We start from the raw sequence: 25,349 nt of genomic DNA on the forward strand, positions 1-25,349 counted from the left end.
TGGCGGTCGTTGCAAACTGGTGTAGACCAGTCGCCGTACGGTGCGGGGCCCTGCCGGAAGGCGTGGCGCCGGTGATCGTCATCATTGGGGACAGCGCGGTTACCTGCCCGTGAAGTTGGGCCAACCGTGCGTTACCGTGACGAAACGGACCCATGGTGGGGCCGCCCCACGCATGCACAGACCAGGGAGAAGGACATGGCCAGCAAGGCTGAGAAGATCGTCGCCGGGCTCGGCGGTATCGAGAACATCGACGAGATCGAAGGCTGCATCACCCGCCTCCGCACCGAGGTCCACGACCCCAGCAAGGTCGACGAAGTCGCGCTCAAGGCCGCCGGAGCCCACGGCGTCGTCAAGATGGGCACCGCGATCCAGGTCGTCATCGGCACCGACGCCGACCCCATCGCCGCCGACATCGAAGACATGATGTGACCGGCTGACCCGCCGGCCCACCACGGTCCCACGCGCAGGCCCCGCTCCGCCCCCGACCGGCCCGGAGCGGGGCCTGCCGTGCACCCGAACGGACCCGGCCCCTCAGCCGATAGGCTCGACGCCATGTCTCGTATCGACGGCCGCACCCCCGAACAGCTCCGCCCCGTCACCATCGAACGCGGATGGAGCAAGCACGCCGAAGGCTCCGTACTCATCTCCTTCGGAGACACCAAGGTCTTCTGCACCGCCTCCGTCACCGAAGGCGTCCCCCGCTGGCGCAAGGGCAGCGGCGAAGGCTGGGTCACCGCCGAGTACTCCATGCTGCCCCGCTCCACCAACACCCGTGGTGACCGCGAATCCGTACGCGGCAAGATCGGCGGCCGCACCCACGAGATCAGCCGCCTCATCGGCCGCTCGCTCCGCGCCGTCATCGACTACAAGGCCCTCGGCGAGAACACCATCGTCCTCGACTGCGACGTCCTCCAGGCCGACGGCGGCACCCGCACCGCCGCCATCACCGGCGCCTACGTCGCCCTCGCCGACGCCATCGCCTGGGCCCAGGGCAAGAAGATCATCAAGCACGGCCGCAAGCCCCTCACCGGCACCGTCGCCGCGATCAGCGTCGGCATCGTCGACGGCGTCCCCCTCCTCGACCTCTGCTACGAGGAGGACGTCCGCGCCGACACCGACATGAACGTCGTCTGCACCGGCGACGGACGCTTCGTCGAGGTCCAGGGCACCGCCGAGGCCGAACCCTTCGACCGCGACGAGCTCAACGCACTCCTCGATCTCGCCACCGCCGGCTGCACCGACCTCGCCAAGGTCCAGGAAGAGGCACTCGCCCGCACACTCGGCGAGTAAAGGCGGGTAAAGAAGCAACCAAATCCGCAGCACACAGCGTCGTAACGGATACGGGCGCACGGGTCGAACCGTGCGTCCGTCCACGTATCCGCCCCCGGGGAGGGACCGCACCATGGCTTCGCGCCGCCACCAACGCACCGCACTCGCCGTCACGGCCACCCTGCTGACGCTCACAGCCGCGGTCGGCTGCGGAGCCGTCGACAAGGCCCTGGACTGCGTCCGTACCGCCGACGCCATCGCGACCAGCGTCAACAACCTCCAGCAGGCCGTGTCCAGCGCCTCCGACGACCCGACCCAGGCCACCGAAGCCCTGGACCAGATCGACAAGGAACTCAAGGACCTCGGCGACACCACGGACAACGCCGACCTCAACAAGGCCGTCGACGACCTGCAGTCCGGGGTCACCAACGTCCGCGACTCCATCGAGAAGGGCGACGCCACCCCGGACATCAGCCCCGTCACGGACGCCGCCACCGAGATCGGCAAGGTCTGCACCACGTGACCGTGCGGCGATAATCGACGCATGACGCGCCTGATCCTCGCCACCCGCAACGCCGGGAAAATCACCGAACTCCACGCGATCCTCGCCGACGCGGGCCTGAGCCACGACCTCGTCGGCGCGGACGCGTACCCCGACGTCCCCGACGTCAAGGAGACCGGCGTCACCTTCGCCGAGAACGCCCTCCTCAAGGCCCACGCCCTGGCCCGCGCCACCGGTCACCCGGCCGTCGCCGACGACAGCGGCCTCTGCGTCGACGTCCTCGGCGGAGCCCCCGGCATCTTCTCGGCCCGCTGGGCGGGCGCCCACGGCAACGACAGGGCCAACCTGGAGCTGCTCCTCGCCCAGCTCGCCGACATCGACGGCCCGCACCGCGGCGCCTACTTCGCCTGCGCCGCGGCCCTGGCCCTCCCCGACGGCACGGAGCGCGTGGTGGAGGGCCGCCTCACGGGCACCCTGCGCACCGCCCCGGCCGGAGCCTACGGCTTCGGCTACGACCCGATCCTCCAGCCGGACGGAGAGACCCGTACCTGCGCGGAGCTCACCCCCGACGAGAAGAACGCGATCAGCCACCGGGGGAAGGCGTTCCGGGCGCTGGTGCCGGTGGTGCGGGAACTGGTGGGGTGACGGAAATGAGGCCTTCACCTTCGATGTGAAGGTAAAGGCCTCATTTGACCTGTGGGCCCGGTGGGATTTGAACCCACGACACACCGGTTCTAAGCCGGCGCCCTCTAGCCTGCTGGGGTACGGGCCCGCGTTTCACTACTGTACTGGGTGGACCTTCGCCGCTTTGAGAAGGTTGCGGTCTGGCTGTGGCATGACGGACACAAGTAGCGCAGGTTCTCCCGGCAATTGTCCAGATGGTCACCGTTGATGTGATCGATCTCCAGTACCAGACGCTTGCCCTGCCAGGTGTCCCCGATGCCACACGCGGAACACACGCGCGGGCGTCCGATCTCATCGAGTGCACGGCGCAGGAGTGTGGTTCGGGTCCGTGCGGCGCCGGACTCCCGGCGCTGAAGGATCTCGGATGCAGCCTTGCGGTGAGGAGAGCTGGAGCCTCTGGTGTGTCCCTGCCCAGTGAAGTGGGCGGTTGAGAGGCCGTGTTCGGCGAGACTCCGTTTTAGGCGGGCGCGAGCCGGCCGGCCAGCTCCTTGGCCTTCCGGTTGACCAGATGCAGCACACACCGGTATGGATGACGCCTTCTACCTACCCCAAGTAGCGGCGCAGACGCTTTCGTTGGGTTCTTCCTGTGTGCCTGTTGTGCTCGGGGATGGCATTCGAGACTATGGGATCGACGCGCCGATTTACACCTTCTTTCCTTATGATTCACAAGGGAATGCGCGTCAGCTTAATATTCGAGAGGAGCGTTTTCTGTGGGGAAATCGAACCGGTCTTCGCCGTCGTATGGATTTCGGGCAGACACCCGCTGAGCGCGGTTTGCGCTGGTTTGATCACAGTATGTTCTTCCCGAAGCGTTACGCCGCCCCGTTTGGTTTGGCTTTTCCGTTTGTGTCAACTCACAATCATTTCGTATTGGATCGCGGCGGCAAAGTCTTCAAGCAGACCGCACCGGTGATCAAGTTGCGGGAGGGGGCGAGTGAGGAGGAGCACCTGCAATTGCTTGGCCTGCTCAACAGCTCTACGGCTGGTTTCTGGCTCCGGCCCGATTCCTTCCGAATTTCCCTTGAGGCTCGGAACCGCTCTAGACAGCCTTGCGCAGGAGCTAGCTGCGACTAGCCCCTCCTCCATCGCCGCCATCGGTGCGCCTACTGCGATTGCGCTACGTGAGGGGCGTGAGAAGTGGGAGGCTGCCCGTGGCCGCATGATTGCCACCCAAGAGGAACTGGATTGGCAGGTGTATGCTCTCTATGGTCTCCTTGAGCGGGAGATCATCGCGTCCTCTGACGACGTTCCTTTGCTTTCCCCTGCCGAACGAGCCTTTGCGATCGTGCTTGCCCGAAAGAGGGAACGCGGCGAGGTCAGCACCTCGTGGTTTGGTCATCACAATCACAATTTCGAGCCCATCACCGAAATGCCCGCCCACTGGCCCGCCCCCTACCGGGAAATTGTCCAGAAGCGCATCGATGCGATCGAGTCGATCCGTGCCATCGGCATGGTCGAGCGCCCCGAGTACAAGCGCCGCTGGGCCACCGAAGGCTGGGATGCTCTCCAGGAGAAGGCCCTCCGCTCCTGGCTGCTCGACCGGATGGAGAACCGCGATCACTGGTTCGACGAGAACGGCCAGCCCGCTATCCTCACCCTGGCCCGCCTCACCGACGCCCTCTCCCGCGACGAGGACTTCGTCTCCGTCGCCAAGCTCTACGCGCCCCGCAAGGAACTCGCCAAGGTCGTCGCCGAGTTGATCACCGACGAGCACGTGCCGTTCCTCTCCGTCCTGCGCTATAAGCCCTCCGGCCTGAAGAAGCGCGCCGACTGGGAAGATGTGTGGGACTGCCAGCGCAAGGAGGACGCCACCCAGGACGAGCAGGAGAAGCGGAAGATCCGGGACTCCATCCCCGTACCGCCGAAGTACACCTCGGCCGACTTCCTCCGCACCTCCTACTGGAGGGCGCGTGGCAAGCTTGACGTGCCCAAGGAGCGGTTCATCTCCTACGGGCAGACCAACGCCGTCACCCCGGAGCTGTACGGCTGGGCCGGCTGGGACCACAAGGAGCAGGCGCAGGCCCTCGCCACGTACTTCACCAACACCGCGCTGACCGCCGAGGAGATCACCCCGTTCCTCGCCGGCCTGCTGGAAATCCAGCCGTGGCTGTCCCAGTGGCACAACGAGTTCGACATGCTCTACAGCGGCTCCCCGGCGGACTTCTTCGCCGGTTACCGCCAGCAGAAGCAGGGCGAGCACGGTCTCACGGACGATGACCTCCGTGGCTGGCGTCCTCCGGCCGCAACCCGAGGTCGTCGCGCAGCAGTGAAGCAGTAACCAGGAGTAGATCGACATCCGTCGGTTCAGGGGCCACCCGGTGCGTGAGCGGGTGGCCCTTTGCCCGTACGTGCAGCTCCGCCCACACGGTCTTGCCCGGGGCGGCCCGGCGAGGACTGACGCCCCAGCCGTCCGACAGGGCGGCGACCAGAAGCAGGCCCCGGCCGGACTCGGACAGCGAGTCGGTCGCCTGGGGACTGGCCGGAGGCTGCTTCTCGACGCGGGTGTCGGTCACCTCGATGCGGAAGGTGTTCTCGGCCAGAGTGAGTTGGACGTGAAAGTCTCGGCCGGGGACGTGGCCGTGGCGTACGGCGTTGGCGGTGAGTTCCGCCGTGATGAGGGTGAGCGTCTCGTTGACCGGGGTCGTATAGGGGTGGCCCCAGTCGTCCAGGCGGTGCGAGACGAGTCGGCGGGCGAGGCGGGCGCCGCGCGGGGTTGAGGTGAAGCGCATGCTGAACTCGCGGTCGGGTGCGGGACGCTGCGGCATATGCCCGTTCGGGGGAGTATCTGGCTTCATAGGGTCAACGGTGTCGGACGCTGCGTAGCGTTGACCAGGAGCGATGCGCTGACGGGCACGGGCTGTACACGCGGTCGGTGCGCTTGTACGTGCTGTTGGGCGTGACCGTTTTCCAGGCCCCGAGTTGGCTGACTGGGCGGTCGTACGAGAGGAGTTGCGGCGTGGACGACGAGGTTCAGCAGCCGGAGGAGTACGAGGTCGGGACGGGCATGCTGTGGGTGTTCGGGCGGCAGTTGAAGCTGTTCCGGGAGCGGGCGGGCCTGGACCGCGCGACGCTCGGGTCCCTGACCGGGTACTCCGCCTCGACGATCGCGTCGTTCGAGCAGGGGAGACGTATTCCGCCGCCGAAGTTCATCGACCGGGCGGACGAAGCGCTTGAAGCGACTGGGGTGTTGATCGCGAGCAAAGAGGAGGTTGCTCGGGCTCAGTATCCGGCGTTCTTCCGGGATGCGGCCAAGTTGGAGGCCGAGGCGGTTGAGCTTCATGTGTATGCAAACCAGGCGGTGCCTGGACTCTTGCAGACGGAAGAGTACGCGCGGGCAGTGTTCACCAACTGGCGACCCCTGCTACACGAGGACGTAGTCGAGCAAAGGGTGACGGCGCGCCTGGCTCGGCACGAGATCTTCTGTCGGACACAGTTGCCGACCATCAGCTTCGTCATCGAGGAGTCGGTTCTGCGTAGGCCACTGGGTGGGTGGAACGTCATGCACGGGCAACTGGAGCACATCCTGCTTCATGGCCAGCGGCGTAACGTGGAGATTCAGGTGCTGTCGACCGAACGGGACGAGCACGCCGGATTGGCTGGTCCGTTCACCTTGATCGAGACGAAGGAAGGGCGGAGGATCGCGTATGTGGAGGCTCAGCAGGACAGCCGCCTCTACACGGCGCGGAAGCCAGTCCGGGAGCTCGAGGAGCAGTGCGGCATCCTTCGGGCCCAAGCGCTCACTCCGCGCGAGTCGCTGGCCCTCGTCGAAAAGTTGCTTGGAGAGAGATGAACGTCGAACAGTCTGTTCCTGAGTCGGCCTGGTTCAAGAGCAGTTACAGCAGCGGAGCGGGCGGCGAATGCGTCGAGGTCGCCACCCTCCCCGCCAGGGTCCACGTCCGAGACTCGAAGGACACAACCCGCGCCGCTCTCGCCGTGGAAACCACGGCATGGGCCACCTTCGTCGAGTTCGCGGCTCGCTGACAGAGGTAGCGCCGATCGCAGGGCCTTCCGGCGGCCGTTTGTTCGCCGGGAGGCCCTACGCATCCCGCATCCACGGCGCACCCCCACCAGCCCCGGCGCATCTCTCACCGGACGCCGCGTCGGCGTAGGCCGCCACGGCAGTCACGTCCGCCCACAGGCGCCCGTCTCGCGACGGCGGTCGCCTTACCGGGTGGCCGTCGGCATGGTGTTGGAGTCGGCCTTCACGCCACGGTCACTCTCGTTACGAGGTCTCAACAAAGCTTCTACATCATGGCCCTTGCGGCTCGGAGGTGCTGTAAGTTCCTGCCATGAAGCAGGGTAAAGAGGTCGAGAATCCCGAGTCGCGTTTCTTCACGGTGCTGCTGGCAGCGGCGAAGCTGCCGGGCGTGCGTATCCACAGGGAGTCGTACCTCCGCAGTGCGCTGGCTCGGCACTGCTCCGAGGACGAGATCCGACGAGCGATAGAAGAGACTCCCGCTGCCGCGGGCATCACTGTCGAGCTCCTCGACAAGGTCGCCAACGACTCCATTCGCTACGAGACCGCCAAAGTCAGCGCGCTCTCGGCCGCCGCCGGGATACCCGGCATCCTCGCCCTTCCCGCCACGGTGCCTGCCGACCTGGCCCAGTACGTCGGCCACATGCTGCGTATCTCGCAGAAGCTGGCCTACCTCTACGGCTGGCCCGATCTGTTCTCCGACGAGGGCGATCAGGCCGACGACGCGACCATGGGGGTGCTCACGCTGTTCTTCGGCGTGATGTTCGGCACCCAGTCGGCGAATGTTGCCGTGGGGAAAGTCGCCGGGATGATGTCGAAGCAGGTCGCGAAGAAGCTGCCCCAGAAGGCGCTCACCAAGGGTGTCATCTACCCGCTCGTGAAGAAGTCCGCGGCTTACCTCGGCGTTCAGATGACCAAGCAGTCCTTCGCGAAGGGCGTCTCCAAGGCCATCCCTATCGTCGGGGCCTTGGTGTCCGGCGGGCTCACCTTTGCCACCTACCTTCCGATGGCCAAGAGGCTCAAGAAGCACCTCGCGGGCCTGCCACTGGCGGACCCGTCGCACCAAGTGGTGGATGCGGACGTCGTGGACGGCGAAGTCGTGGAAGACCACGAGTGCTTCGCCTCAGCACCCACTGAACAGCACAACGCGGACACCACCGCCGTCAAGCTGGAGGAACCCATCCCCTGACGCCGCGAGTGTCCGCCTGGCAGCCCAGGGAGCGGCCTTCCATCTTCGATGGAGGCGCCGACTCGGGTCCACCGGTGCCACACCTGCTGGTGATGCGTTCCGTACCGCACGTACGCCGCTCGCAACGCCATCACCGCGAGTTCAGGGATCGGCGGGCAGAGCTGATGAGGTTGTGGGCATCGGTGCCGGACACCGCCGACTCACTGAGGGTCTTCCAGACCTTCTTGTACAAGGCGATGTTGTCGGCGTCGTCCAGCAACTGTTCGGCGTGCCAGTCCTCGGCGCCGACCAGTCGGTCGACGGGCACCCGGAAGCCGCTGGCGGGCACGATCTTGACGGAGGCTGTGAAGGGATGGCACCCGGCTCGACCGTGTCCACACCGATCATGCCGTTGAGGCGGCCGAGTTGGCTTGCCAGGCGTCGTCGACGCCGAAACCGACACCATGCGGTTCCGGATCTACCGCCCGCCGGCCTCGACGCCCACGCAGGCCGCCGGCACCTCCGCCTCGTCCCGGCTGGCCCTGGGCGGCCGCCTTCATCCTGGCCTGGCAGCGCCTGACCGCCGTCACCTGTCGAGCAAGTCCCGCCCCGACGAAGGCCGGGAAGGAGAGCCCAGCACCACCCCCGGGACCGTGAAACCCGGCGCAGCCGTACACGCGGAGGCCCTGACCGCGAACGGGTGGCACAAACAGGGCGAAACGATCCTCTATGCGGCAACGATCACCCCTAGAATGATCGAGGTCAATGCGAACAGCTGGCATAGACACCCTGATGGTCACCGGTTCATGCCTGTGCTGTTGCCACGTCAACTCCTGCCGGGCACGGACGATCTGTGCGATTCCGGAATCTGCAACCGCCCTGAGGTCACGGAGCTTGCTTTTCTCCTCCACGCTCCGTTTAGATCTGAAATCAGTAAACCTCCGAGATGATCGAACCTCGACTCAGAGCCTTTACCGATTCCCCGGAAAGAAAGACCCTGGCCGTGCCGGGAGGGTCAAAAAAGTCGACATTATTTCTGTATCGCTCGATTGCCTTGAGAGTGATGAGCGAGTCGGTGGAAACTTCTCCAGCGCCATCTGGCCCGAACGTCTGGCCGACACGGGCGACGCCGCTGATGCATCTTGCGGTGCATACGCCCTCTTGTTCGCTGGAACGCTCAACCTCGTAAATTTGCAGCCTGCTAGGTTCGGCCATACTTGTACGCCTCCGCGACGAATTGCGATATCTGGTCCGGTGAAAGCTTCGGCACGTCCCATTCCAGAGCGTCAGTTATGCCGCCGATGCTTCGCACCTTGGGGACATGTATTCCCATCTCTGCGAGAATACTCGACGCTACCCCCGAGGGGAGCTCGACACTCGCGAGCTTGGCGAGCTGCGATGCGGGCAGCCCCACCGCGACTTCTGCTTCGGCTCGAATGACGCCTCGCTCCAGCGGCACCCCCTCCAGGGCGCTTCGTGGGAAGAGCTGAACGATTCCTTCGCCGAATTGATCTGAATGCCTGGCGAATAGGGTGGCAACGCCAGGATCTGTTGATGTAGGGGTGTAACCCGATGCTTGAGTCCCCTCGCTGGCATCGTATCCGCGAGTGGTGCCACGGAAGAGATGCTCCTCCTCCGGGCAGCCGAAAAGTCCATAAGGGTCGATCCATGAGTGAGGATTCGCAACGTAAGCCACTGGATTGGGTGCCGGTGCGAGCCCGAGCGGGTCGGGGGTTAGGTATCGGGCGGTTTCCGGATCGTAATAGCGGTGGAAATTGTAATGGAGGAATGTCTCTGGATCAAAATATTGCCCAGGGAAACGGAGTGGCGTGTAAGCGGAGCTATCGATTGGCCAAGAAGTCACACCCCAGAGACTGCTGCGCGCTTGCCAGGCTTGGACTCCTGCTTCATCTACCAGCTCGCTCGGACCGCCGACCAGGTCGGTGACAATCGCAAAAAATCGCTCGCCAATAACTTTCTGTGACTGGCCCGGTGCGAGAATGCGTTCCTCTTGGCTCATCGGGCGCAAGCCATCGTGGGACCAGGTCAGTGCAACCGAATTGGACAGGGCGTCAGTCTCGGTGGTCTGCTCACAGAGAGTGGCGCCATCCCAAGTGAAGGTGGTCTGCTCCAGGACGCTGTGCCCGTCCTCGCCCATACGCTGTTTGGCTGTCCGACGGCCCAGAGCGTCGTACCGGTACCTCCATGTGACGCGGTCGGGTGTGGTCGCCGAGCGCATGCGGTTCTCGGCATCCCACTTGAAGCGCCACGTCTGAGGTTTGCGCGAGATTCGAGCCTTACGTCGGACAGTGATGCGACCGAGCACATCGTGTTCGTAGTGGACATTTCCTGCGCGAGCGATTGCGGTGCCGGAGTACGCGCGCGAACCTGCCGCATCCTGGCCCGGATGTATGGTCGGCCAGGACGCCTCGGTCTGGTTGCCGGCCTCGTCGTAGGCATAGCGCTCCGTCCAGTCCGCAGCCTGAGCGGAGGTGACGCGGCCGGCCGCGTCAAGGGTGAACGTCCTGGTGCCGGATAGTTGGTCGGCAAGCCCCGTCAGGTGCCCGTCGGCACGGTAGGTGTAGTCGCGGCGTTGGATGCTCCGGCCGGCTCCGGTGACCTGCTGGGTGGTGAGGCGGCCCATGCAGTCGTACTGGTTGGCCAGGGTGAGGGCATCGCCGATATGCCGGGCGGTCTCCTGGCCCGCTTCGTCGTGTTCGAAGGTGAGGACGCGGCCCGAAGTGGTGAGTGAGGTGCGTCGTCCTGCCGCGTCATATGTCCAGGTGCTGACCGCACCGCTGGGGGTTGTGCGGCCGGTGCGGCGTCCGAGCCGGTCGTACTCGTATGTCATCGTCCGACCGTTGACGGTCTCGGAGACGAGGCGCCCGTGCCGGTCGCGCAGGTAGGTGAGGGCGGTGTCCGCGTTGACGGCCTCGGCGAGTTGGTCGGAGAGGTCATAGGCGAAGGTGGTGACGGCCCCTGCGGCGTCCTTGGAGACGATCCGGTCCAATTCGTCCCGCTCGTAGCGGATGGTCTGGCCGAGGGCATCGGTGCGTGCGGTGAGGCGGCCTGCGATGTCGCGGTCGTAGGCCACAGTGCGGTTGTCGAAGTCTGTCTCGGAGACGAGGTGCCCGGCAGCGTCGTAGCTGTAGTTCCACGTCAGTCCCTGCGGATTGAGGACCTGAGTGAGGCGGAGTTCGTGGTCGTGGGTGAATTCGTAGCGCACGCCGTCAGGGCCGGTGCGGGCGGTCATGAGGTCGAAGTGGGTGTACTCGAAGCGGGAGGCAGCGCCCAAGGCGTCGGTGTGGGTGAGACAGTTTCCCTCGCCGTCGTATGTCCACGCCTGCGTGGTGCCGTCCGCATCGGTACGGCGGGACAGTTTGCCCTCGACGGTCCATTCGAGGAGGGTGACGGCTCCGAGCGGATCGGTGAGGGCGACCGGACGGCCGAACGCGTCCCGGGCGACCCGGGTGGTGGCGCCGAGCGGGTCGGTCACCTGGAGCGGCAGACCGGCCTGGTTGCTGAGGATGTGGGTCGTGTTGCCCAGTGCGTCCGTCACGGAGGTCGCGTGGCCGGCCTCGTTGTAGGCGGTGCGTGTCACGGCGCCGGAAGGGTCAGTGACAGTGAGACGGTTGCCGCGCTCGTCGTAGTCCTGGCGGACCACGGTCCGGTCCGGGTTGGTGACGCGGACCGGCAGTCGGAGATCGTTGTACTCCGCGGACAATTCCCGGCCGTCCGGACGGACCGCACAGGTCAGCTGTCCTGACTCGTCGTACGCGAAGCGGGTGGTGCGGCCGAGCGGGTCCGTGCGCAACAGGACGTGGTTGTAGCGGTCGCGCTCGAAGCGGGTGACCGCGCCCAGCGGGTCGATCTCGGCGACCACCTGATGGTCGTCGTTGACGACGTAGCGGTGGACGGCTCCGTTGCCGCTGGTGACGGTGGTGACACGCATCCCACTTTCGGGATCAACGCCGTCGTAGTCCAGGCTCAGGGCCATGTGACCTGCTGCGCCGCCTTCGGCTATGCACCGGTCCTGGTCGTCGTAGGCGTACTCGTACCGGCTGTCGTTGGTGTCGGTCCAGGAGGTGACCCGGCCCCGGTCGTCGTAGGCGAACCGGAGCGGGAGCCCGGAGGAGTTGATGACTTCGGTGAGGTGCCCATCGGCGTAGCCGTAGCGGAGGATCTCCTGGTCCGAACCGTCCGGGGCCGCTCCTGCGAGGTGGAGTGCGGTGATCCGGCCTTCGCTCGTGGTGAGCTTCAGGTGATAGCCGGCACCATGGACGATTCCGGCCGGCGCTCCTGTCTCGTCGTACTCGAACTGGATCCAGTTGCCATTGCGGTCGTCGATCTGCACCAGGAGTGCGACGTCCCCAGCAGAGCGCGGACTGAAATGCCGTATTCGGCCGCTGGCCGGATCGGTGATCGCGTAGTCCCCCGAAGTGTCCAGATCGAGGGGCCAGCGCGGGCCATGACTCGGCATGACCGGCACACCCGGCGCGGGGTGCGGATAGGACAGCAGCAGGCCGTCCTCGCACACGAAAACGATGCCCTGGGAGTCGATCTCCAGCCGCTGGTCGGCCGTGGAGGACCACGAGGGCCCGAACCAGCGCCCCGCACGGTAGTCGGAGGCAACCCGGCGGCGAAAGACGAGCGGGAACGTCCCCGGCAGGGCGATGTCCGTCTGCGGCAGGTACATCGTTCCGGTGGCCAGATCGACTGGGTCGGTAGGGTCCGTCTCCACCCCCTTGTCGGGCTTCGAGGCCTTTGCCGGATCGTCGACAGCCTTGCGAGCCGCGCTCTCGGCCCCGTCCTTGAGCCCGTGGCGGGCAAGCCCCTTGACCAGTCCGCCGCCCTTGGTGCCGATCAGCTCCGGGAGGAGTCGGCCGATGAATTCGGAGGGGTCGCCCTTGGCTGCGTCCCAGGCGTTCTTGAGCGCGCGGTCGGGGTTGGCGGCGGTGGAGACGAGGCCGGCGAGCGTCATGTTGACGCCCTTGTAGTACTCGGCCGGGTGCGTCAGGTTGTACGGGTCCTGTGGGTTGACCGACCGGACGAAGTTCACCAGCCCCGCGGAGGCCTTGATGACACCGCCTCCGACGTGTGCCAGCTCGATGCCCTGGCCGACCCCGTAGTCGATCAGCTCCTGCTCGGCCCGGTCCAGGCCGGTGGGCTCCTTCGGAGCGTGCGCCAATGCGGCGGTGATCGCACCCTTGGCCGCCTCGGCCGCGTCGTCACGTGCCCGGCGAGCGCGCTGAAGGATCTCCTGTGCGTGCCGGCGCTTGGCCGCGCCCGGGTCAGTGAACGTTCCCGGATGGGGGAGCGGGTGGTCGGTGTTGCGGACCGCGTTGTACGCCTCCGCCTTCTCCTTGTACGTGGCCGCCGCGGTTTCGTAGTCCTGCTTGCCCTCCTTGTAGAGCGCTATCGCCTCAGCGGCCTTGGCCTGGGCGCTGATGACCGTCCCTGCGTACGTCTCCAATGCCTTGGCCGCGTCCTCGAACGCATCCGCCGCGCGCAGCCAATCGGTGGGCAGAGTATGGAACTTGGCGCGGAAGGCGTCGGCGGCCTCGCCCTTCCAGTGGCCGGAGTCGAGCTTCTTCATCCCACCGCCGACGAGGTCGAACGCCTTCTGGAAGTCGCGGAGGTTCTTCACCGCCGCACTGATCTTCTCCGGCCGGCCATGAATCAGCTCATCCGCTTCCTCGGTCTGACCGAGTTGCTGCTCCCCGACGTGCGCGCCCAGCGAGGAGGCGGTCTCATCGCCCCAGTCCTCGACCTTGTCGGCCCACTCATCGGCACCGACCTTCTCCAGGCCCGACCCGAGCACATCGGTGCCCGTGTCGATCCCGGTGCCGACGATTTCCTTGCCCTTGTCGACCAGATCGCCGGCGCCGTCGTAAAGGGCGTCGCCCCACTTCCCCCAGTCCGGCATCAGCGACTGTCCCCCCACCGCGGCTGCTCAGCTTGATCGATCGTCTCCTGCGACGGATCGAGCTGATCCCTGAGCCGTTCGTCCGCAGCGTCCCGTACCTCCGGGGCCAGCAGCCCGTTGCGCTCCATCGAGTCGAGCGCGGCGTCCTCCACGTCGTAGGCGGTGTCCTTCCAGGTCTGCTTCACCTCTGCGTGTGCCGCATCCCAGGACTCTTGGCTGTAGTCCGGGTTGTCCCAGGCGGACTGCGTGCTGATCGTGTCCCAGCTCATGCCCTTGATCTCGTCCTCGGACGCATGCGGGTTCCCGTTCAGGGAGTTCACACCGATCTTGATCGAGTCCTTGACGTACTGCTCCTGCTCCGCATAAGAGCCCGCCGACAACCCCACGCCGAGAGCGAAGCCGTTCCCCTTCTGCGTCAGGGCCCGCACACCCCACTCCCAGCGGTTGCAGAACGTCTCGAACTCCGACGTCAGCCCGACATGCCCCAACTCGAGTCCCGACAAGGCAAGATCCGAAAACCCCCGGCCCGTCGACGCTTCCCCGATCATGCCGAGCTCCTTCAGCTCCGCATGCGCCAGATCGATCCCCTTCGCGATCTCCGCCAACGCCTCCGGCGGCACCTGAAGATCAGCGTTCTCGCCGCTCACCGCGTCCCCCCGAGATCCACCGCGACCGCATCCGGCACAATGCCCGCCACCGGCGGGAACAACATCCCGCCGTCCACACTGCCCGCGTCCAGCGCAACCCCCGCAGGGCCCGGCAGCAAAGGCACCATCACATCAAGCAACCTGGCACCCAGAACGGCCTGATACGTCCACTCCCGCCCGGACTCACCACGAGCCAGCGCGAACCGGGCCAATGCCTCCTCATCCGAGAAGGCACAGATCCACCGCACACCGTTCTGCTCCGCCGACCACAGGTCACCGGCCTCGTCCAGCGGCACCAACGCCGCCGTTCGCCGGAACTCACCCAGCAGCACAGCAAACTCATGTCGAGCCGCCGCCATCGGATCATCTTCCGGTGGTGCGGCAGGGGCCGGTACCGGTGCCTCATACGGTGCGAGTGGCGCCTCCGGAGCAGGCCAGTCGACCAAGTCGGCGATCTTGGAGCGCCGGGCGGGCGGCTCCCCTACATCAACCCCGTTATCGAACACGCGTCGAATGCTGTCACGGCATGCTTCCCAGGAGCAACGAACAAAAGCAGACAGGCAATCACGGTGCCACTCCGGCCCAGCTCCAGGCCACTCGGCAACAGCCCGCAAGTGCAGTCCGCGGCGGACAGGCCTGCACGCGCGCGTCCTCGCGGCACAGATACCGGATGTCCTCGCCGAAGGCGGCTTTGTGCCGGGCGTAGTCGAACAGGCACAGCTGTTCCGTGGTGGGTGGGCCGCTGGCGATGCGTACCCGGCCGACCGTCTTGCCGACGTCCGTCTGGGCCTTGATGGTGACGAACCAGGGCTCGTCGGGGGCGTAGGGCGACGAGCCTTTGGTCAGGAAGGCCTGGAAGTCGGGGTCCTGCCGGGTCCGACGCGTAGCCGCGCCGCGTCTCCAGCCGCCAGGCGGTGTGCTCGAAGGTCTCGAACAGACGGCGGAAGGTGACCCGGTCCACGGGTTCCGGCACCCGCTCCATCTCCTTCGGCCCTCAGTTCACGAGCAGCTCGCGCGGCACAGCCGCAGCTGCCTCGCCGGCGCCACGAGTGACCTGTCGGCCGCCGGGTCGGTGGGCGACCGGGCCACGTTCGCGTCATCACCATCGGGTGCGGTGGCCTGTCGGCATAAGGGCTCGCCCGTCACCCGGTGTCCCTGATCACCGCTACCCGCGAAATCCCGTTGAAGTACCGGCCCCACGCGGCGGGGCCAGGGGAGCGATCTCCCGGTCGAAGAAGTCGTGGAATCCCTCGCCCTGCTCGTACAGCGCATCGAACCCGGCGTTCGTTTCCCGGATCAGCGAGCTGTCCGTGTAGCGGTTGGCGCCCGCCGCGTTTCCGTCCTCGTCGTACACGACCTCGTACAGGACCACGTCGCCGAGAATCACCACCTCTGGAACCAGGTGATTCCGCTCGATGCCGGCAATGTCGCGAGCGTCGACAACCCTGATCGCGTCGCCCACGTCCACACGCACGCGCAGGACGCACAACTCCCATTGCACATACGGCGTGACGGGGAATTCCACCACCCGGAGCCGGCGGTGTGCGATGCCCAGGTCCGACGCCCGCCGAACTTCCTGCGCGTACTCCTCGCGCCTCTCGGCGGCGAGGGTCAACGCCTCCTCCCAGTCGCCGGCTGCGAAGGCCTCCCAGCTCGCGAAGCCGCGCTCCTGGAAGTGCTGGCCACGCTCCAGCTTGTTGAGGAATCCGACCCCGCCACCGGTATAGATCCGGCCCAGGTCGGCATGGTATGTGGGGCGGTCCAGGCGGTCGGAGACGCCGTCCGGGAAGGAGTCAAACACCGGGGATGTCCGGCTTCGCCGCGATGAGCATGTTCCTGGGGATGACCACGAGGCGTTCGTCCGATCCGATCGAGACCCCGTCGGGCAGGTTCTTGCCGAGTGACTCGGTGAGGTCCCGGCCGATGACGGCGATGTCGCCGTTGGCGAGTTCCCAGATGTCCGGGCAGTCGGGAGTTCCGGTGGTGTTGCCGAGTTCCTGGGGAGATCTTCCCAGCCGTCGCTTGAAACGCGTGGCCGGATCCGCTTCCCATGGCCTGGACATCTTCATCGTCCCCTCGATCGGTCGGGATGCGTGACTGTAGCGTGCAGAGCGAGGACCTGACCAGGTGTCAACTCTGGTCCGTAAGGGTATTGGCCAGGACTGATCCTTCCCTGCCCCATGATGCTCAGGGAGGGAATGAAAAGCGGCCGCAATGGTGATCGCATCACCGTCTGACGAGTGACACTTTCAGTTCCGCTGTCTGGAAATCGGGTGAATGGAGGGGCGGCTGTGGACGAAGAAGTGGCCTTGCTCGCACAGAGCGCGGGGAGCACCCTGGTCGCGTTGATGGCGACCGACGCCTGGCAGCACATGCGGGACGGGATCACACGGCTCTGGCGCCGGACGCAGCCCGAGCGCGCCGACACGGTGGCCGGCGAGTTGGAGGCCGGACGCGAGGACGTCCTGGCCGCCACGGCGGCCGACGATCAGCAGACCCTCGACGAACTGCGCCTCCAGTGGCAGGGGGCGGTCCGGCGGCTGCTGGTCGCCCGGCCCGACGCCGTCCAGGAACTACGGGTACTGCTGGACCAACTCGGCCCGGAAGGCTCGATCACGCGGTGCATCACCCAGCACGCCACCGCGTCCGGTCAGGGCAGGGTCTACCAAGCGGGACGTGACCAGCACATCACCGAGCGATGACGGGTGGCACGGACGGCCACGCCGAGGACCAGGGGCGCGTCTACCAGTCGCGGGGCGACCAGCACATCAGCGAGCACCACCATTACGGCGGTGTCGGGCCGGAGCACGGTGGGCCGGACTCGGTGCGGCGCCCGGCGGTCGGCCGGTGTCCCGTCGCGCTGCGCGACCGCAACGAGGTGATGGAGCGCCTGCGGGAGAGCGTCCGGGCCGAGCACGGCGGCCAGGTCTACGTGCTGTACGGCATGGGCGGCTCGGGCAAGACGGCGGTCGCCTGCGCCCTGTTCGACGAGGTCACCCGGGACCAGGGCCGGGTGGGCCTGTGGGTCAACGCAGCCGACCGTGCGAGTCTGCGCGCCGGCATGCTCGCCGTCGCCGCCGACCGAGGAGCGGGCGACGGCGAACTGCTCGCCGCGCGCAACGGACTCAGACCTGCCGCCGATCTCGTCTGGAGATACCTCGACCGTTCCGCCGAACCCTGGTTGCTGGTCCTTGACAACACCGACGAACCGGAGATCCTGCGGGACGGCGACTGGCTGCGCACCAGCCCGCGCGGCACCGTCCTGGTGACCACACGGCGTGCCGCGGCCCGTTGGTGGCCCGGAGCCGAGCTGCAGCACATCGGCGTACTGCCCCGCGAGGACGCCGCGCTCGTCCTGCGCGATCTCGCACCGCACAGCGGGACGAAGGAACAGGCGGCACGGGTCGCCGACCGGCTCGGGCTGCTGCCCCTCGCCCTCACCCTGGCGGGGGGCTTCCTCTCCCACCAGATCATCGATCCGTGGACCATGGACGCCTACGGGGACCGGCTCGACGCGTTCGAAGCGCGCGGGCTGCCCGAAGCGGCGGTCCTGCTCAGACTGCTGGCCCGGTTCGCCGCCGAGCCGCTGCCGCTGACCCTGCTGAACCACGCCGGCATCGAGGCCGTACTGCCGCGTGCCCGCACGGAGACGGCTCTTCGGGCCCTCCTCGACCAGTCGCTGTCCGAGCTGGTCGACGTTGCGGGCACGCGCTGCGTGCAGAGTCACGGCATCCTCCTCGACAGCGTCTCGACGGCCACCGCCGCAGACCTCGTGTCCGTCCTCGACACCACCGCCGTCCGCATGCTCGATGCGGCCGTGCCCGTCGTACCCGACGCGGGGCCGCACGATCCGAGGCTGCGTCTGCTGGTTCCTCACGCGCTGGCGCTGCTGCGGCACGTCGGCGCGCCGTCCGCCGCCGGCGCGCTGGCCGTCGCGACCCGGCTGGCGGTCGCCCTGCACCGGACCGGTGACTACCTCTCCGCCTGGGAGACCACCCGCACCGCAGCGGACCTCGGGCAGCGGTACCTCGGGGCAGAGCACCGCACGGTCCTCGCCGCCCGCTCCCGGGAGGGACGGGCACTGTTCCGGCTGGGCAGGTATGCGGAGGCCGAAGCGGCACTCCGCGCGGTCCGGGACGTCCAGGAGCGACTGCGTCGAACCCGCTGATGGCGGGGGCGTCGCGAAATGGATGGGCGGCGGCATCGCCGGGCTTTCCTACGCGCTGACACGTGCCATGCGCGAGGTACTGCTGGGAGCGGACCCACCCGTCGCTCTCACCCGACGTGCCGAAGCCTGTCTGGCCGAACAGCGCGAGACCGACGCGCCCGACACGGTGCACCCGGACGGCACCGTGATTACGCGCGTCGGCAACGACGTGCGCTGGTGGACCTGGGCCGGCTACCGGGCCAATGCCACCCTGGCGGCGACCGTCCCCTCAGTCGCCGACCCCGTGCAACGCCCCACCGACTGCTGGCTACGCTTGCGGGAGAACCTGACTCGCGCCGACTGGCGCACGGCCCGGGAGCACGTCGGTGAAAACCTCGTGCTGCCCGACGTCGACCCCCGCGCAGTACGCGGCCTGAAGTTCTCCGCCGCCCTGCCGGAACGCCTCGCCGTCGCCACGGTGGCGGCCCGTCTGGCCGACTTCGAAGGCGCCCGGGCTGTGCTGGGCGCGCCGGTGCGTTTCCAGCACAGCACCTGACGGCCCCCCAGAGGAATCACCATGGCGCCCCGCTTCGAGACAGCCCGCTTCCACTCCGAGTCCGGGCCGGCTTCCCTGTTCACCCGCGTGCGCCACATCCTGCGCGAGCCGGTACGGCTGAAGGCCCACGGTGCTCACGTGATCGAGCGTCTCCAGCAGCGCAACGCGCCCGTCGAGGAGCTGACGGCGTTCGACCCGGATCATTGGGACCTGGTCTCGGCCGACGTACGCACAGATACCGGCAAGTGGGTCAAGTCGACCTGGCGGGTCCATGCGGATGGCCGGGACTGGTGGGTGGTGATCGGGCTGGGCAACGCACTGGTCACTGTGATCGAGGTGGATCCTTGGAGGCGCGGCCAGGGCGAGCGTGTTGTCACCGAGGGGCCGCTGCACGCACACGTCGAACGTGTCAATCAGGACCTCATGCGCGGCTGAGAGCCGCAGGCGCCGGAGGGAAGCCCTGCCGTCCGGGTACTCCCCGGTACGGCCCTCCGGCGCCGAGCGTGCGTCAGAACTTCGGTTCCGGGCTCTGCGCGTGGACCAGGTCCGCCGCTTCCTCCGCCGTCTCCACCGAGGGCGGGGAGCCGGCCAGGGGCTGGTTGGCGGTCTCCTTCATGCAGGCCACCGCGATCACGCCGACCAGGGCGGCCGCCATCGCGTAGTACGCGGGCATGAGGTTCGAGCCGGTCCAGCTGATCAGGGCCGTGATCACCAGCGGGGTCGTGCCGCCGAAGATCGAGGCCGAGAGGTTGTAGCCGACCGACAGGGAGCCGTAGCGGACGTTCGTCGGGAACAGGGCCGGGAGGGCGGCGGACATCGTGCCCAGCAGGCAGACCAGGGAGAGGCCCAGCATCAGCATGCCGATGATGATCGCCGGGATGCTTCCCTGGCGGATCAGGAGGAAGGCCGGCAGCGACAGGAACAGGAAGCCGAGCATGCCGGTCATCAGGAGCGGCTTGCGGCCGAAGCGGTCCGAGAGCTTGCCGAACTGGCTGATGATCAGCATGAGGAAGACCATGACGCCGAGCAGGATCAGCAGGCCGTGGGTCTCGCTGTAGCCGAGCTCGTCGGAGAGGTACGTCGGCATGTACGACAGCAGCATGTAGTCGGTGATGTTGTACGCGCCGACCAGGGCGATGCAGAGGATCAGCGTCGGCCAGTACTGGCGGAAGATCTTCGCGAGGTCGCCCTTGGCGGTGGTCTCGACGTGGTCGGCGGCCTCCGTGGCGTGGGTGGTGCCGCCTTCCAGCTTCTGGAAGGCGGGTGTCTCGTCGAGGCGGAGTCGCAGGTAGAGGCCTACGAGGCCGAGGGGGCCGGCGACGAGGAACGGGATGCGCCAGCCCCAGGACTCCATCTGGCCGGTGTCCAGGACGGCGTACAGGAGGGTGACGAGCCCGGCGGCGCCGACGTACCCGGCGAGCGTGCCGAATTCCAGGAAGCTGCCGAAGAAGCCGCGGCGCTTGTCGGGGGCGTACTCGGCGATGAAGGTCGAGGCACCGCCGTACTCACCGCCGGTGGAGAAGCCCTGGAGCATCCGGAAGGCGATGAGGAGGACCGCCGCCCAGACGCCGATTGTGTCGTGGGAGGGGATGAGGCCGATCGCGAAGGTGCCGACCGCCATCAGGATCATGGTGAGGGCCAGGACCTTCTTGCGGCCGATCTTGTCGCCCATGGGGCCGAAGAACATTCCGCCGAGGGGCCGGACGAGGAAGGCCACGGCGAAGGTCGCGAAGGACGAGAGGAGCTGGGTGGTGTCGTTCCCGGAGGGGAAGAACACGTGCCCGATGGTGACGGCCAGGTAGGAGTAGATGCCGAAGTCGAACCACTCCATGGCGTTACCGAGCGACGCCGCCTTCACCGCGCGCTTGACCGCCTGGTCGTCGGTGACGGTGATGTCCGTCCGACGGAGCCGGGGGTTCTGGCGCTTCCGGATGGCCCGGAAGAGCGCGGGGTGGCGTTTGACCGCATCAGGGTCGGCCGCCTGGTGGGGGTCGGAGGCCGCCATGGCCGGTTCCTTTCGTCGAACGGTGTTCCAGGAAAGGCTTCTGCGCAGTCATGGCGGTTGCAAACCGAATCCGCGGCTATTTGCGATCTCAGTCACATCTTCTGGGCAGGGATCGTCCCGGACCAGGGTCAGATCCCGAGGTCCTTGATGATCTTGGCGACGTGTCCGGTCGCTTTGACGTTGTAAAGGGCCTTCTCCACCTTGCCCTCTTCGTCCACCACGACCGTGGAGCGGATCACTCCCGTCACCACTTTGCCGTAGAGCTTCTTCTCGCCGAACGCGCCGTAGGCCTCCAGGGTCTCCTTGGAGGGGTCTCCGACCAGTGTGACCTTGAGGTTCTCCTTCTCGCGGAACTTCGCGAGCTTCTCCGGCTTGTCGGGCGACACGCCGATGACGTCGTAGCCGGCGCCGGTGAGGAGGTCCAGGTTGTCCGTGAAGTCGCAGGCCTGCTTGGTGCATCCGGGGGTAAGTGCGGCGGGGTAGAAGTAGACGATGACCTTGCGGCCCTTGTGGTCCGCGAGCGAGACGTCGTTGCCGTCGGCGTCCGGAAGGGTGAAGGCGGGGGCGGTGTCGCCGGTCTGGAGTCGCTCGCTCATGTTTCTCCTCGAGTGGCACGCGTGCTGTGTGGCACCGAGCGTAATAGGGGGTGCCGCCGGGTGTAGGGGCGGCCGAGCTGACAGACTGTCGATGAAGGTTTACCCGACGACGACCACGGAGGCGGCGCAGTGTCGGACACGAGGAGCCCTGCGCAGATCGAGGCGGACATCATCAGCAGGCGCGAGCAGCTCGCGGTGGTGCTGGACGAGATCGGGGTGCGGGTGCACCCGAAGACGATGATCGGTGACGCGAAGGCGAAGGTCGCGTCGACGGTGGACCGGACGGCCGGGCGTGCGTTCGTCGCCGTGAACCGTTCGGTCTCGGACGTGAGGGCGCAGTTCGTGGCCGAGGACGGATCACCGCGGCTGGAGCGAGTGATTCCGGCGGCACTGGTGGTGGCTGGTGCGGTGGCGTTGCTGACGTTGTCGGTGCGGCGCGACAGGCGCTGAGGGGCGGTCGTACGTGGCTCGAGAGGCGCTGAGGGCCGTTTTCGTGCGGCGTATGAGGCGCTGAGGCCGCTGCTGCGTGGGCCTGGGGCGTGTGGAGTGGCTGGAGGCAGGTAGGTTTCGGGGCGTGAGCGACAACGGCATGAGTACCACCGACGACAAGCTGCCGATCCGGATGCTGCACGACCGGGTGCTGGTCCGGTCCGACTCGCCCGAGGGTGAGCGGCGGTCGGGCGGCGGCATCCTGATCCCGGCGACGGCGGCGGTGGGCCGGCGTCTCGCGTGGGCCGCGGTGGTCGCGGTCGGCCAGAACGTGCGGACCGTGGAGCCGGGGGACCGGGTGCTGTACGACCCCGAGGACCGTGCCGAGGTCGAGGTGCGGGGTGTGGCGTACGTGCTGATGCGTGAGCGGGATCTGCACGCGGTGGCGGCCGACCGGTTCGAGGGCTCGGTGGATTCGACCGGGTTGTATCTGTAGGCAGGTGTGGTGAGTGGGCCTGGTGACCGTGGTCACCGGGCCTTTCGGCTGTTTGTTGCTACGGTTGTGTGACCCCGACGAGACGCGCCGTACCGGGTTTCCGCAAAGACGACGCACCCGTGTTGTTCGCGTGTTTCGTCGTGGAGGTGCCGTCGTGGCGTGGGTTCTGTTGGTCGTCGCCGGTCTGCTGGAAGTGGGCTGGTCGATCGGGATGAAGTACACCGAGGGGTTCACCCGGCTGTGGCCGAGTGTGTTCACGGGGCTGGGGATCGTGGCCAGCATGGTGCTGTTGTCACATGCGGCGAAGACGCTGCCGATCGGTACGGCGTACGGCGTGTGGGTGGGGATCGGTGCGGCCGGTGCTGCGGTTCTGGGCATGGTGGTGCTGCATGAGCCGGTGACCGCCGCCCGGATCTTCTTCGTCTGTCTGCTGCTGGTGGCGGTGGTGGGGTTGAAGGCGACGTCGGGGCACTGAGTGTTCAGGGGCGGGCGGGGCCGTGGTGGTCCTGACCGCTCCTTTCCTGCCCGCTCCTGTCGCGGTGGTCGGCCTCGGGGCCGGCGGGTGCCCGGTCGGAGGCGTCCCGGTCCGTAGCGTCCCGGCCGGAGGGGGCGCGGGACGGTGCGTCGGCGGGGGTGGCGGGGCCGGGTTCCCGGGGGGCGCGGGAGCGTTCTGAGGGTGAGTCCGGTGTGCGTGTGCCGTCCTGTTCCTCGCGGGATTCCCCGGTGCCGGGTTCCTCGGTGTCCTCGTCGGCCTCGCCGTCCCTCGGTTTCTCGGTGCGCCCGGGTTTCTCGGTGTCCTCCTCCTCCTCCTCCGCGCTCTCGTCCGGGTCGGGCTCTTCGGGGCCTTCGTCGGCCTCCAATTCGAAGTCCTGTACGTCGCTGCCCTCCAGTGCGGCCCGGGTGTAGGCGGCCCACGTCTCGGCGGGTGCGCCGCCGCCGTTCATGCGGGCGAGGCCGAGGGCGCCGTAGAGGGGTTTCTGGACGCCGGTCTCGGGGTCCTGGCCCATGACGGCGATGACGGTGGCGAGGTCGGGGGTGTAGCCGGCGAACCAGGCGGCCTTGTCCTCCTCGGCGGTGCCCGTCTTGCCCGCGGCGGGGCGGCCCGCGCCCTGGGCGGCCGTGCCGGTGCCGCCGTCGACGACGCTGCGCAGGACGGAGGTGGTGGTGTCGGCGGCTTCTCGGCTGATGGCGCGCCGGGTGTTCCTGGCGGGGAGGTCGAGCTCGGTGGCGTTCTTGCTGATCTTGGCGACGAGGGTGTGGGGGCGCTGCTTCCCGTGGTCGGCGAGGGTGGCGTAGGCGGAGGCCATGTCGACGACGCTGGCGGTGGCGGGGCCGAGTGCGATGGAAGGGGAGGCGGTGAGGTCGGGCGTGTCCCGGGGGATGCCGAGGGCGACCGCTGTGTCCTTGACCTCCTGGGGGCCGACGTCCTGGGCCATCTGGGCATAGACGGCGTTGACTGATTTGTCGGTGGCTTCGCGGACGGTGATGGAGCCGTAGTCGACGTCGTCCTCGTTGGCGGGGGAGTAGCCGGTGGAGCCGGTCGCGCTGAGGACGGTGCGTTCGTTGGTGCCGTCGTAGCGGGTGTTGGGGGTGATCGCGCGGTCCTTGCGGGTGGTGGACCCGTTGGCGAGGGCGGCGGCGAGGACGAACGGCTTGAAGGTGGATCCGACCTGGTAGTCGCGGCGGGTCGCGTTGTTGACGAACTGTTCGGTGTAGTCGATACCACCGTAGAGGGCGACGACGTGGCCGGTGGCAGGGTCGACGGAGGCGCCGCCGGCACGGACGTTGCGGTCCGCTTCGCGTTCGTCGCTCGTCTTGGACAGGACGTTGTCCTGGACGGCTTGGACGAGGGCGTCCTGCTTCTTCTTCTGGAGCGTGGTGGTGATGCGGTAGCCGCCGGTGGCGAGGGTGCTCTCGTCGAGGATCTTGTTGGCGGCGAGGTAGCGCTCGACCGCCTGGACGATGTAGCCGCGCTGCCCGGAGAGCGCGGTGGCGGGCTTGGCCTCGCCGGGGACGGGGAAGGTCATGGCGTCGCGGTCTGCGGGGGTGAGCCAGTGGTGCTTGACCATGCCGTCGAGTACGTAGTCCCAGCGGGCGAGTGCGGCCTTCTTGTTCTCGGGGTGGGAGATGACGTCGTTGGAGCTGGGGGCGTTGAGCAGGGAGGCGAGGTAGGCGCCTTCGCCGGGGCCGAGGTCTTCGACGTCCTTGCCGTAGTAGGCGTGGGAGGCGGCCTGGATGCCGTAGGCGTTGCGGCCGAAGTAGCTGGTGTTGAGGTAGCCCTCGAGGATCTCGTCCTTGCTCTGTTCGCGGTCGAGCTTGATGGAGATGAAGAACTCCTTGGCCTTGCGGACGACGGTCTGTTCCTGGCCGAGGTAGTAGTTCTTGACGTACTGCTGGGTGATGGTGGAACCGCCCTGTCTGCCCTTGCCGGTGACGGTGTTCCAGCCGGCCCGGAGGGTGGCTTTGACGTCGATGGCGTCCTCGGAGTAGAAGTCCCGGTCCTCTGCGGCGAGTACGGCGTGCTGGACGGTGCGGGGGACGCGGCGGAGGGGGATGTTCTCGCGGTTGATCTTGCCGTCGCGGGCGATGACGGTGCCGTCCTCGTACAGGTAGACGTTGGACTGGGCGGTTGCGCTGGCGTTGGCGGCAGGGATGTCGACGAGTTGGTAGCCGGCGATGAATCCGCCGACGAGGAGCAGCGCGAGGAGGAGTACGCCGCCGAGGACCATGCGCCACGTGGGAACGGCGCGGCGCCAGCCGGTGCGCTTGGGCCGCTTGGGGCGTTTTGTGCGCCCCTTGGAGTCCTTTGCGCCGTTCGGGTGCTGGGGGTCGGCGGTGGGGGCCGCGGCCGAGGGGTCTCGGGGGGCCCAGCCCTGGGAGCCCTGCTGACCAGGGTCTCCGCCGTGCTGCGGTGGCTCGTGGCTCATGACTGTGAGGCTCCTCGACTG

At 67.3% G+C, this 25,349-nt stretch carries 23 protein-coding genes, 1 tRNA gene, 5 pseudogenes and 1 riboswitch; of the genes and pseudogenes, 16 read left to right on the forward strand and 13 right to left on the reverse strand.

Features of this window, described 5'->3' with window-relative positions; all coding sequences use genetic code 11:
* Nucleotides 1-195: 195 nt before the first annotated feature.
* The 4 genes from JOC24_RS11140 to rdgB all read left to right on the forward strand — a co-directional run bounded on the left by JOC24_RS11140 (nt 196) and on the right by rdgB (nt 2,416).
* Nucleotides 196-429, forward strand: coding sequence for a glucose PTS transporter subunit EIIB (locus JOC24_RS11140; RefSeq protein ID WP_205020067.1), 234 nt, complete (start codon nt 196-198; stop codon nt 427-429).
* Between the two features lie 123 nt (nt 430-552).
* Nucleotides 553-1,290, forward strand: coding sequence for a ribonuclease PH (rph, locus tag JOC24_RS11145; RefSeq protein ID WP_205020068.1), 738 nt, complete (start codon nt 553-555; stop codon nt 1,288-1,290).
* Between the two features lie 112 nt (nt 1,291-1,402).
* Entirely contained in the window at nt 1,403-1,792 is a 390-nt protein-coding gene (locus JOC24_RS11150; protein WP_205020069.1) for a hypothetical protein, read from the forward strand.
* Between the two features lie 21 nt (nt 1,793-1,813).
* Nucleotides 1,814-2,416: an RdgB/HAM1 family non-canonical purine NTP pyrophosphatase gene (gene rdgB, locus JOC24_RS11155; protein ID WP_205020070.1), complete on the forward strand. Its 603-nt coding sequence runs from the start codon at nt 1,814-1,816 to the stop codon at nt 2,414-2,416.
* A gap of 52 nt (nt 2,417-2,468) precedes the next feature.
* Here rdgB and JOC24_RS11160 read toward each other — a convergent pair.
* Both JOC24_RS11160 and JOC24_RS11165 read right to left on the reverse strand, forming a co-directional pair.
* Nucleotides 2,469-2,543, reverse strand: a tRNA-Leu gene (locus tag JOC24_RS11160).
* Nucleotides 2,521-2,931 (reverse strand): annotated as a pseudogene (locus tag JOC24_RS11165) (HNH endonuclease); the annotation flags it as partial. The pseudogene JOC24_RS11165 and the gene JOC24_RS11160, both read right to left, overlap by 23 nt.
* Nucleotides 2,932-2,971: 40 nt before the next feature.
* On the opposite strand from JOC24_RS11165, the pseudogene pglX reads away from it, so the two are divergent.
* Nucleotides 2,972-4,733 (forward strand): annotated as a pseudogene (gene pglX / locus JOC24_RS11170) (BREX-2 system adenine-specific DNA-methyltransferase PglX); the annotation flags it as partial.
* On the opposite strand, the gene JOC24_RS11175 reads toward pglX, so the two are convergent.
* On the reverse strand, nt 4,660-5,250 hold the full coding sequence (locus tag JOC24_RS11175) for an ATP-binding protein (RefSeq protein ID WP_239580303.1): 591 nt from the start codon (nt 5,248-5,250) through the stop codon (nt 4,660-4,662). The pseudogene pglX and the gene JOC24_RS11175 sit on opposite strands and share 74 nt — an antisense overlap.
* Before the next feature lie 161 nt (nt 5,251-5,411).
* Here JOC24_RS11175 and JOC24_RS11180 point away from each other — a divergent pair, with 161 nt between their 5' ends.
* The 3 genes from JOC24_RS11180 to JOC24_RS11190 all read left to right on the forward strand — a co-directional run bounded on the left by JOC24_RS11180 (nt 5,412) and on the right by JOC24_RS11190 (nt 7,620).
* The gene (locus tag JOC24_RS11180; protein WP_205020072.1) at nt 5,412-6,245 is read left to right on the forward strand and encodes a helix-turn-helix domain-containing protein; all 834 of its coding nucleotides are present in this window, start codon (nt 5,412-5,414) and stop codon (nt 6,243-6,245) included.
* A complete protein-coding gene (locus tag JOC24_RS11185) occupies nt 6,242-6,436 on the forward strand; it encodes a DUF397 domain-containing protein (protein WP_205020073.1) in 195 nt (64 codons plus the stop codon). Before JOC24_RS11180 ends, JOC24_RS11185 begins: the two co-directional genes overlap by 4 nt.
* 308 nt (nt 6,437-6,744) lie before the next feature.
* Nucleotides 6,745-7,620, forward strand: coding sequence for a hypothetical protein (locus JOC24_RS11190; RefSeq protein WP_205020074.1), 876 nt, complete (start codon nt 6,745-6,747; stop codon nt 7,618-7,620).
* Between the two features lie 130 nt (nt 7,621-7,750).
* Here the strand turns inward: JOC24_RS11190 and JOC24_RS11195 are convergent.
* Nucleotides 7,751-8,037: pseudogene (locus tag JOC24_RS11195) on the reverse strand (transcriptional regulator); the annotation flags it as partial.
* Between JOC24_RS11195 and JOC24_RS11200 the strand changes: the two are divergent.
* The gene (locus JOC24_RS11200; protein ID WP_205020478.1) at nt 8,031-8,549 is read left to right on the forward strand and encodes a hypothetical protein; all 519 of its coding nucleotides are present in this window, start codon (nt 8,031-8,033) and stop codon (nt 8,547-8,549) included. The pseudogene JOC24_RS11195 and the gene JOC24_RS11200 sit on opposite strands and share 7 nt — an antisense overlap.
* A gap of 251 nt (nt 8,550-8,800) precedes the next feature.
* Here JOC24_RS11200 and JOC24_RS33785 read toward each other — a convergent pair whose 3' ends face one another.
* The 6 genes from JOC24_RS33785 to JOC24_RS11225 form a co-directional block, all read right to left on the reverse strand.
* Nucleotides 8,801-13,525, reverse strand: a complete 4,725-nt coding sequence (locus tag JOC24_RS33785; protein ID WP_205020075.1) for a putative T7SS-secreted protein — start codon at nt 13,523-13,525, stop codon at nt 8,801-8,803.
* Nucleotides 13,525-14,172 carry a hypothetical protein gene (locus tag JOC24_RS11210; RefSeq protein ID WP_205020076.1) on the reverse strand — a complete coding sequence of 216 codons (648 nt, stop codon included), beginning with the start codon at nt 14,170-14,172 and terminating at the stop codon, nt 13,525-13,527. The genes JOC24_RS33785 and JOC24_RS11210 overlap by 1 nt, the downstream gene beginning before the upstream one ends.
* On the reverse strand, nt 14,169-14,678 hold the full coding sequence (locus JOC24_RS11215) for an SseB family protein (protein ID WP_205020077.1): 510 nt from the start codon (nt 14,676-14,678) through the stop codon (nt 14,169-14,171). The genes JOC24_RS11210 and JOC24_RS11215 overlap by 4 nt, the downstream gene beginning before the upstream one ends.
* 58 nt (nt 14,679-14,736) lie before the next feature.
* Nucleotides 14,737-15,018 carry a DUF6879 family protein gene (locus tag JOC24_RS34165; protein WP_374104495.1) on the reverse strand — a complete coding sequence of 94 codons (282 nt, stop codon included), beginning with the start codon at nt 15,016-15,018 and terminating at the stop codon, nt 14,737-14,739.
* A 319-nt stretch (nt 15,019-15,337) separates the two neighbouring features.
* Complete coding sequence (locus JOC24_RS11220) at nt 15,338-15,973, reverse strand: DUF6879 family protein (protein WP_205020078.1); 636 nt, start codon at nt 15,971-15,973, stop codon at nt 15,338-15,340.
* Nucleotides 15,966-16,235 (reverse strand): hypothetical protein, encoded by a 270-nt coding sequence (locus JOC24_RS11225; protein WP_031100926.1) that lies wholly within the window; start codon nt 16,233-16,235, stop codon nt 15,966-15,968. The genes JOC24_RS11220 and JOC24_RS11225 overlap by 8 nt, the downstream gene beginning before the upstream one ends.
* Before the next feature lie 228 nt (nt 16,236-16,463).
* Here JOC24_RS11225 and JOC24_RS11230 point away from each other — a divergent pair, with 228 nt between their 5' ends.
* From JOC24_RS11230 to JOC24_RS33145, 4 genes and pseudogenes are all read left to right on the forward strand, one after another.
* Nucleotides 16,464-16,874: a hypothetical protein gene (locus tag JOC24_RS11230; protein ID WP_205020079.1), complete on the forward strand. Its 411-nt coding sequence runs from the start codon at nt 16,464-16,466 to the stop codon at nt 16,872-16,874.
* A pseudogene (locus JOC24_RS11235) lies at nt 16,871-18,325 on the forward strand (NB-ARC domain-containing protein); the annotation flags it as partial. The gene JOC24_RS11230 and the pseudogene JOC24_RS11235, both read left to right, overlap by 4 nt.
* Nucleotide 18,326: 1 nt before the next feature.
* Nucleotides 18,327-18,875, forward strand: a pseudogene (locus JOC24_RS11240) (ATP-dependent helicase); the annotation flags it as partial.
* A 21-nt stretch (nt 18,876-18,896) separates the two neighbouring features.
* Nucleotides 18,897-19,310: a hypothetical protein gene (locus JOC24_RS33145; RefSeq protein ID WP_239580304.1), complete on the forward strand. Its 414-nt coding sequence runs from the start codon at nt 18,897-18,899 to the stop codon at nt 19,308-19,310.
* A gap of 73 nt (nt 19,311-19,383) precedes the next feature.
* Here JOC24_RS33145 and proP read toward each other — a convergent pair whose 3' ends face one another.
* Together proP and bcp are read right to left on the reverse strand one after the other, a co-directional pair.
* Nucleotides 19,384-20,880 (reverse strand): glycine betaine/L-proline transporter ProP, encoded by a 1,497-nt coding sequence (proP, locus tag JOC24_RS11250; RefSeq protein ID WP_205020080.1) that lies wholly within the window; start codon nt 20,878-20,880, stop codon nt 19,384-19,386.
* A gap of 128 nt (nt 20,881-21,008) precedes the next feature.
* Nucleotides 21,009-21,476, reverse strand: a complete 468-nt coding sequence (gene bcp, locus JOC24_RS11255) for a thioredoxin-dependent thiol peroxidase (protein ID WP_205020081.1) — start codon at nt 21,474-21,476, stop codon at nt 21,009-21,011.
* 129 nt (nt 21,477-21,605) lie between these two features.
* On the opposite strand from bcp, the gene JOC24_RS11260 reads away from it, so the two are divergent.
* From JOC24_RS11260 to JOC24_RS11270, 3 genes are all read left to right on the forward strand, one after another.
* Nucleotides 21,606-21,926, forward strand: a complete 321-nt coding sequence (locus tag JOC24_RS11260) for a DUF3618 domain-containing protein (protein WP_205020082.1) — start codon at nt 21,606-21,608, stop codon at nt 21,924-21,926.
* A gap of 139 nt (nt 21,927-22,065) precedes the next feature.
* Nucleotides 22,066-22,401, forward strand: coding sequence for a GroES family chaperonin (locus JOC24_RS11265; RefSeq protein WP_051834804.1), 336 nt, complete (start codon nt 22,066-22,068; stop codon nt 22,399-22,401).
* A 54-nt stretch (nt 22,402-22,455) separates the two neighbouring features.
* Nucleotides 22,456-22,519: riboswitch (guanidine-III (ykkC-III) riboswitch) on the forward strand.
* Nucleotides 22,520-22,555: 36 nt separating this feature from the next.
* A complete protein-coding gene (locus JOC24_RS11270) occupies nt 22,556-22,876 on the forward strand; it encodes a DMT family transporter (RefSeq protein ID WP_205020441.1) in 321 nt (106 codons plus the stop codon).
* Nucleotides 22,877-22,880: 4 nt separating this feature from the next.
* Here the strand turns inward: JOC24_RS11270 and JOC24_RS11275 are convergent, their stop codons facing one another.
* Nucleotides 22,881-25,328, reverse strand: a complete 2,448-nt coding sequence (locus JOC24_RS11275) for a transglycosylase domain-containing protein (protein ID WP_205020083.1) — start codon at nt 25,326-25,328, stop codon at nt 22,881-22,883.
* Between the last annotated feature and the right edge of the window lie 21 nt (nt 25,329-25,349).

It is taken from the genome of Streptomyces sp. HB132 (genome assembly GCF_016909575.1).
Classification (GTDB): Bacteria; Actinomycetota; Actinomycetes; order Streptomycetales; family Streptomycetaceae; genus Streptomyces.